General features: G+C 73.7%; 8 protein-coding genes. 6 read left to right on the top strand and 2 right to left on the bottom strand.

What is annotated here, in order from left to right; all coding sequences use genetic code 11:
• The first annotated feature begins 1 nt into the window (after nt 1).
• The 3 genes from EDM22_RS15130 (at nt 2) to EDM22_RS15140 (ending at nt 2,367) form a co-directional block, all read left to right on the top strand.
• On the top strand, nt 2-1,225 hold the full coding sequence (locus EDM22_RS15130; RefSeq protein WP_170964161.1) for a kynureninase: 1,224 nt from the start codon (nt 2-4) through the stop codon (nt 1,223-1,225).
• A gap of 154 nt (nt 1,226-1,379) precedes the next feature.
• Nucleotides 1,380-1,709, top strand: coding sequence for a hypothetical protein (locus EDM22_RS15135; protein ID WP_122937921.1), 330 nt, complete (start codon nt 1,380-1,382; stop codon nt 1,707-1,709).
• Nucleotides 1,710-1,869: 160 nt separating this feature from the next.
• Nucleotides 1,870-2,367, top strand: coding sequence for a hypothetical protein (locus EDM22_RS15140; RefSeq protein ID WP_122937922.1), 498 nt, complete (start codon nt 1,870-1,872; stop codon nt 2,365-2,367).
• Nucleotides 2,368-2,469: 102 nt separating this feature from the next.
• Here EDM22_RS15140 and EDM22_RS15145 read toward each other — a convergent pair whose 3' ends face one another.
• Nucleotides 2,470-2,946, bottom strand: a complete 477-nt coding sequence (locus tag EDM22_RS15145; RefSeq protein ID WP_122937923.1) for a DUF2867 domain-containing protein — start codon at nt 2,944-2,946, stop codon at nt 2,470-2,472.
• A 55-nt stretch (nt 2,947-3,001) separates the two neighbouring features.
• Between EDM22_RS15145 and EDM22_RS15150 the strand changes: the two genes are divergently transcribed.
• From EDM22_RS15150 to EDM22_RS15160, 3 genes are all read left to right on the top strand, one after another.
• Entirely contained in the window at nt 3,002-3,562 is a 561-nt protein-coding gene (locus tag EDM22_RS15150; RefSeq protein ID WP_170964160.1) for a TetR/AcrR family transcriptional regulator, read from the top strand.
• 80 nt (nt 3,563-3,642) lie between these two features.
• Nucleotides 3,643-5,031 carry an MFS transporter gene (locus EDM22_RS15155; protein ID WP_212591965.1) on the top strand — a complete coding sequence of 463 codons (1,389 nt, stop codon included), beginning with the start codon at nt 3,643-3,645 and terminating at the stop codon, nt 5,029-5,031.
• A gap of 79 nt (nt 5,032-5,110) precedes the next feature.
• Nucleotides 5,111-5,671, top strand: a complete 561-nt coding sequence (locus tag EDM22_RS15160) for an NYN domain-containing protein (RefSeq protein ID WP_122937925.1) — start codon at nt 5,111-5,113, stop codon at nt 5,669-5,671.
• Nucleotides 5,672-5,750: 79 nt separating this feature from the next.
• Here the strand turns inward: EDM22_RS15160 and EDM22_RS15165 are convergent.
• The coding region (locus EDM22_RS15165; protein ID WP_138708104.1) for a WS/DGAT domain-containing protein at nt 5,751-6,256 on the bottom strand (506 nt) is incomplete at its 5' end.

The following is a 6,256-nucleotide window of genomic DNA, read 5'->3' on the forward strand; positions in this document are numbered from 1 at the left end:
CATGGACCGGGCCGACGGGCTCGCGCACTACCGGAAGCGCTTCGTGGGCGCCGAGACCGACCTCGTGTACTTCGACGGGAACTCGCTCGGGCGTCCGCCGGTGTCGGCGGTGGAGCGCGTGGAGCGGTTCCTCCGCGAGGACTGGGGCGGTCGCCTCATCCGCGGCTGGGACGAGGCGTGGCTGCAGCTGCCGACCGAGATCGGCGACCGCATCGGGCGCGCCGTGATCGAGGCGACGGCCGGGCAGACGATCATCGGCGACTCGACCACGGTGCTGCTCTACAAGCTCGCGCGCGCCGCCGTCGACGCGCAGCTCGCACGCGACCCCGCGCGCCGCGAGATCGTGATCGACACCGACAACTTCCCCACCGATCGCTACGTGCTCGACGGCATCGCCCGCGAGACCGGCTGCCGGCTGCGCTGGATCGACGTCGACACGAGCTCGGGCGTCACGCCCGAGCAGCTCGCCGAGGCGGTCGGGCCCGAGACCGCGCTCGTCGTGGTCAGCCACGTCGCCTACCGCTCGGCGTACCTCGCCGACGCGCCGGAGCTGACGCGCATCGCCCACGACGCGGGCGCCCTCATCCTGTGGGACCTCTGCCACTCGGCGGGATCCGTGCCGGTGAAGGCCGACCTGTGGGGCTTCGACCTCGCCGTGGGCTGCACCTACAAGTACCTCAACGGCGGACCGGGCTCCCCCGCGTTCGCGTACGTGCGCGACGACCTGCAGGCCGTGCTCGCGCAACCCATCCAGGGCTGGTGGGGCACGACCGACATGTTCGCGATGGGCCCCGAGTACCGGCCGGTGCCGAACATCCGGCGGTTCCTCAGCGGCACCGCACCGGTGGTGGGCATGCTCGCGATGGAGGAGACCCTCGCGATGATCGAGGAGGCGGGGATGCCGGCGCTGCGAGCCAAGTCGATCGCGCTCACCGAGTTCGCTATCACCCTCGCCGACGAGTGGCTCGCCCCGCTCGGCGTGACGCTCGCCTCGCCGGCCGACCCGGAGGAGCGCGGCGGCCACGTGACCCTGCACCACGACGCGATGCGGGAGGTCACCGCACGGCTCTGGCAGCGCGACGTCATCCCCGACTACCGCGACCCCGGCGGCCTGCGCGTGGGGCTCTCGCCCCTGTCGACGAGCTTCGAGGAGGTGCACCGCGGCCTCGGGCTCACGCGCGACGTGCTGCGCGAGGTGCTCGCCGAGCGGGCGGGGCTGGGGTAACCGCACCGAGCGGTGTCGCGCGTCGCGATCGTCCGGGCGGTCCTCGCGCGGGTATGCCACGGTCTGCGGGCACTGTCAATCCACTCGACCGGGTGCGGTCGAGCGGTCAGGCTGGCCGGAGGAGCCGTCGAGTCGACGGCCCGAAGGGAGCGACATGCAGCGGTTCATCCGAGCGGGCCTGTTCATCGCCGGCATCGTGAGCATCATCTCCGCCCTCGTCCGGCGAGTCGGCCCGCGAGTGCAGGAGTACACGACGGCGAGCCAGGAGTTCTGGGCGGACCCGAAGGTCGCCAGGGCCCGGCAGCAGGCCTGGGCGCACGCGCAGCGCATGGCGCAGGCGAAGGGCGGTCCGAAGGTGGCGGAGTACGCGACCGCGACCCAGGAGTTCTGGGCGAACCCGAAGGTCGTGAAGGCGCGCCGGCAGGCGTGGGAGCACGCCCGGCGGATGCTGCGCGAGCAGGCCGCGCGGTCGGGCCGCAGCTGACCCCGCCGCTGCCGACGGCACCTCCCCGGGTAGCAGCCGTGCGGCCCGGTGACAACCCCTGGGCCCTCGGGGGCCGCCCCGAGCACACGAGCGTACGATTGCCCGATCACCGCACGACCGATCACAGCACGACCGATCGCACCACGAAGGGAGCACGAGGATGACGGACACCAACCGCGACATCGATGCAGCAACCGAGGCGGCACGCGAGGCGGCCGAGCGGGTGGGCGACACCGCCACCGACGTGGCGTCCGACTTCGCCGACACCGCTGCGGAGCTGGCGGACAAGGCCAGCGACTCCGCCGAGGACGCGAAGGACGAGGCATCCGGAGCCATCAGCGACCTCGCCGGCAAGGTGAGCGACAAGGTGGGCGACGTCGTCGACAGCGCCAAGAGCGCCGCATCCGACGCGAAGGCGGCAGCCGGCAAGGCCGCGGATGCTGCGGCCGACGCCGCCAAGACCGCCGGCGCGAAGCTCAAGGGCGCCGCAGACGACCTCGACGTCGACCAGATCCTCACGCAGACGCGCACGCTCGCCGGCGAGTGGACCGAGCGGCTCAAGCAGGCGTACCGGGAGCGGCCCGGTGTCGTGATCGCCGCCGCCGTCGGCGCCCTCGTGGTCACCGCGGCGATCGTGCGCTCCATCGGCCGGCGCTGACGGATGCCACCGCGGTCCGCCCCCGCGGGGCGGGCCGCGGGCACCCGCGCGCAGGGACCGTGACGCTCCCGCCCGGCCGCGGTCCCGAGCAGCGCTGCTCGCCTACGCCGTGACGCCCGAGAGGTTGCGCCGCGACCGCGCGATCATCGCGTTGACGAGGTGCGGGTGCACCATGCGCACCGGCACCATATAGAGCCGGCCCCGCCATCCCTTCATGCGCACGGCGGTGACGACGCGCACGATCCCGTGCTCCTCGTCGACCCCGACGCCGACACGCACGTCGAGGTGCCGGTCGTCGATCGCGAGGAGCGCCTCGTCGCCCGCGACGCAGTGCACCCGGAAGCGATCCCGGGGCACGCGCGGGATCCCGACGAGCGGCGCGAGCACCTGCCGCATCACCACGAGCACGACGAGCCACACCGGCAGAGACCGGCGCGAGAAGAGGCTTCGCGCCCACGCCGCGGGATCGGAGGTGGCGTGGGCCGGGAGCACGCCGACCGCGACGTCGGCGTAGTCGGGATCGGCGATCTCGGCGAGCGCCAGGGACCAGAATGCGGGCGTCGCGGCGGGTGCGGGCATGGGCGGACTCTTTCCATACGGTGGCGTATGGAAGACTATACGGTACCGTATGGACATGGCGAGCTTCGGGGCGGACGAATGGATCGAAGCGGCCTACCGACGCTTCAACGAGGACGGCCTCGCCGCCGTGCGCGTCGAGGCGGTCGCTCGCGACCTCGGCGCCAGCAAGGGCTCCTTCTACTGGCACTTCGCCGACCGCGCCGAACTCGTCGCCGCCGTCATGGCCAAGTGGGAGCAGATCGAGACCGACTTCGTCATCGACCTCGTCGAGCGCGCGGGCACACCCGAGGAGCGACTCGCCGTGCTCTACGACGTCATCGTCGACCGCATGCGCCAGCGCGGCGGCGAGCGCACCCTCTACGTCACGGCCGCGGGCGAGGGCGTCGACGCCGTCGTCGGCCGCGTCACCGAGCGCCGGGTGGCGTACGTGGCGGCGCTCCTCGAGGCCGCGGGATTCGACGCCGACGAGGCACGCCGGCGCGGCGCGACGGTCGTCGCCGCAGTCATCGGCTTCCAGCAGCTCGCGGCCGGCGGGTGGCGCGCCGGTCCGCGCGTCGAGACCGGCGAGCTCACGGCCTCGATCCTGCGGATGAGCCTCACGCCCGCCGGGCGCTGACCGCGCCGGCACCGCCCGCTGCACTACTCTGGGCTCCTGCCTCGGCACGGGGCGGCGAACGGGGTGACAGGAGGACGGCCGTGACGGATGCCGCGAAGGCGCGCCCGGTCGGGTTGCGCCCCTGGTCGATGGTCATCGGACTCGGCTTCGTGAGCCTGTTCATCGACATGGTCTCCGATGGTGCGATCTCGGTCGGCGGCGCGCTGCTCGAGCAGCTGGGGGCATCCGCCGCACTCGTGGGCGCCGTCACGGGCGGCGCCACGGCGATCGCGCTCATCCTGCGGCTCGTCACGGGCCCGTGGGCCGACCGCACCGGCGCTTACTGGCCGTTCACGATCGCGGGCTACGCGATGAGCGCCGTGAGCGTTCCGCTGCTCGCACTGACCCCCGTGCTCGGCACGGCATCCCTCGCCGTCGCGAGCGGACTGATCCTCGTCGAGCGCACCGGCAAGGCGGTCCGCGGTCCCGCGAAGACCGTGCTGCTCGCCGACCCCGCCGGCGCCGTCGGGCGGGGCAAGGGCTTCGGGGTGCACAAGCTGCTCGACCAGATCGGCGCCTTCGCCGGCCCGCTCGTGGTTGCCGCCATCGCCGCGATGACGGGCGAGCTGTGGCCGGCGTTCCTCGCGCTCGCGATCCCCGCGCTCGTCGCGATGGTGCTGCTGTTCTGGCTCCGGGCGAAGGTGCCCGATCCGAGCGTGTACCGCACCGACGGCGAGCAGGCGGGGGCGAACGCGCCCGCGACGCCGGCCGAGCCCGCGGCATCCGCCGAGCCAGTCGAGCCGGCGCCCGCCGCCGCCGACCCGGCTCCCGAGCCGTCGAGCGCCTCGGGCGCAGCGGGACGCCCGAGCCGCCGATCGGCCGCGGCCCGGCTGTCGGGGCTCGCGTCCATCCCCGCGCACGTGCGCACCACGTTCCTGCTCTTCGCGACCTTCGCGGCGCTCACGACCTTCGGACTGCTGAGCTTCGGCGTCATGTCGTTCCACCTCGCCGCCACGGATCTGGTGCCGGTTGCGGGCGTGCCGCTCATCTACGCCGCCGGCATGGCGGCCGCAGCCGTCGGCGCGCTCGCCACGGGCTGGGCGTACGACCGCATCGGATCGTCCGTGCTCCTGCTCGTGCCGCTCCTCACCGCGTTCGTGCCCGGATTCACGCTGGGCGACACGGTCGCGATCGTCGTGGTCGGCGTCGTGATCTGGGGCCTCGCGACCGGGGTGCAGGACTCCACCGTGAAGGCCCTCGTGGCCGATCTCGTGCCGGCGGCGCAACGCGGCACGGCGTACGGCTGGTTCGCCGTCTTCCAGGGCGTGGGCGCGCTCGCCGGAGCGAGCGTGGCCGGCGCGCTCTACGGCGATGTGCCGCTGCTCATCACGATCGTGGTCGTGCTGCAGGTCGCGGCATCCGTGGTGCTGCTCGTCGTGCTGCGCCGCCACCGCGGCGAGCAGGCCCTGCTCGCCGCGCCGCCCGCCTGACGCTCGACCCCTCGCGGACGCACCCCCGTAGGCTGGGTCGCACGTCGCCCGTTGCGGCCGGCGGGCGAGGAGACGACAGGTGAGCGACAACGGCGACATCACGTGGCTGCTCGTCGACGGCGAGAACATCGACGCCACGCTCGGCTCGTCGATCCTCGGGAGGCGTCCACAGCCCGAGGAACGACCGCGCTGGGACCGGCTGACGGCCTTCGCCGCCCGCACGTGGCAGCAGCCCGCACAGGGGCTGTTCTTCCTGAACGCCTCCTCCGGCATCCCGATGTCGTTCGTGCAGGCGCTGAAGGCGATGGACTACCGGGTCGTGCCCCTGTCGGGCTCCCCCGACGAGAAGGTCGTCGACATCGCGATCCAGCGCACCCTGCGCGCGCTCCGCGACCGCGCCGGCGACGTCATGCTCGTGAGCCACGACGGCGACTTCCTCGACGACCTCGCCGCGCTCATCGACGACGACCGGCGCGTCGGCCTCCTCGCGTTCTCGGAGTTCCGCAACGTGGGGTTCGCGACGATCCCCGGCCTGCGCAAGTTCGACCTCGAGTTCGACGCCGACGTGTTCGACGCGCCGCTGCCGCGCGTGCGCGTCATCCCGATCGAGGAGTTCGACCCCGACGCGTTCCTGCGCTGAGCAGGGGCGACCGGTCGAGCCCCGCCGGGGTGCCCGGTCGCATCATGCGAGCGCGGCCCCGCCGGGGTGCCCGGTCGCATCATGCGAGCGCGGCGATGCGGGCGAGCTCGGCGCGGAGCGCGTCGCCGAGCACCGCCGCAGTCACCGCGTCGGCGTCGCAGTGCACGGCGCAGTGCAGCACGCCCGTGTACGACAGGGCCGAGATGCCGAGCCGCACGTTGCCCTGGATCGCCGAGAGCGGCCACGCGTGCTCCAGCGGCGCACCGGCGAGGGCGAGCGGATGCCGCGGGCCGGGCACGTTCGTGACGAACATGACGATCAGCCGCTGGTAGCGCACGAACGTGCGGAACACGCGGGTGCCGAACCGCGTGCGCGTGAGCTCGTACGACCCGCGGGCGCGGGCGTCGGCCTTGCGCGCCCGGGTGGACTCGGCGACGCGGCGCAGCCGCGCGACCGGGTCGGCCACGCCCGTGGGCAACGGCACCAGCATCACCCCGACCGCGTTGCCCGAGCGGCCGCGCTCGGCCAGCGCGACCGGCACGCTGGCGGGCAGGACCGGCGGCACGGGCTCCCCGCGAGCGCGCA

This window comes from Agromyces tardus (assembly GCF_003710805.1).
Classification (GTDB): Bacteria; Actinomycetota; Actinomycetes; order Actinomycetales; family Microbacteriaceae; genus Agromyces; species Agromyces tardus.

Bases quoted from the DNA above. Each gene is read 5' to 3' on its own strand.
- EDM22_RS15130 (WP_170964161.1), top strand. From the start codon at position 2: ATGGACCGGGCCGACGGGCTCGCGCACTACCGGAAGCGCTTCGTGGGC.
- EDM22_RS15135 (WP_122937921.1), top strand. From the start codon at position 1,380: ATGCAGCGGTTCATCCGAGCGGGCCTGTTCATCGCCGGCATCGTGAGC.
- EDM22_RS15140 (WP_122937922.1), top strand. From the start codon at position 1,870: ATGACGGACACCAACCGCGACATCGATGCAGCAACCGAGGCGGCACGC.
- EDM22_RS15145 (WP_122937923.1), bottom strand. From the start codon at position 2,946: ATGCCCGCACCCGCCGCGACGCCCGCATTCTGGTCCCTGGCGCTCGCC.
- EDM22_RS15150 (WP_170964160.1), top strand. From the start codon at position 3,002: ATGGCGAGCTTCGGGGCGGACGAATGGATCGAAGCGGCCTACCGACGC.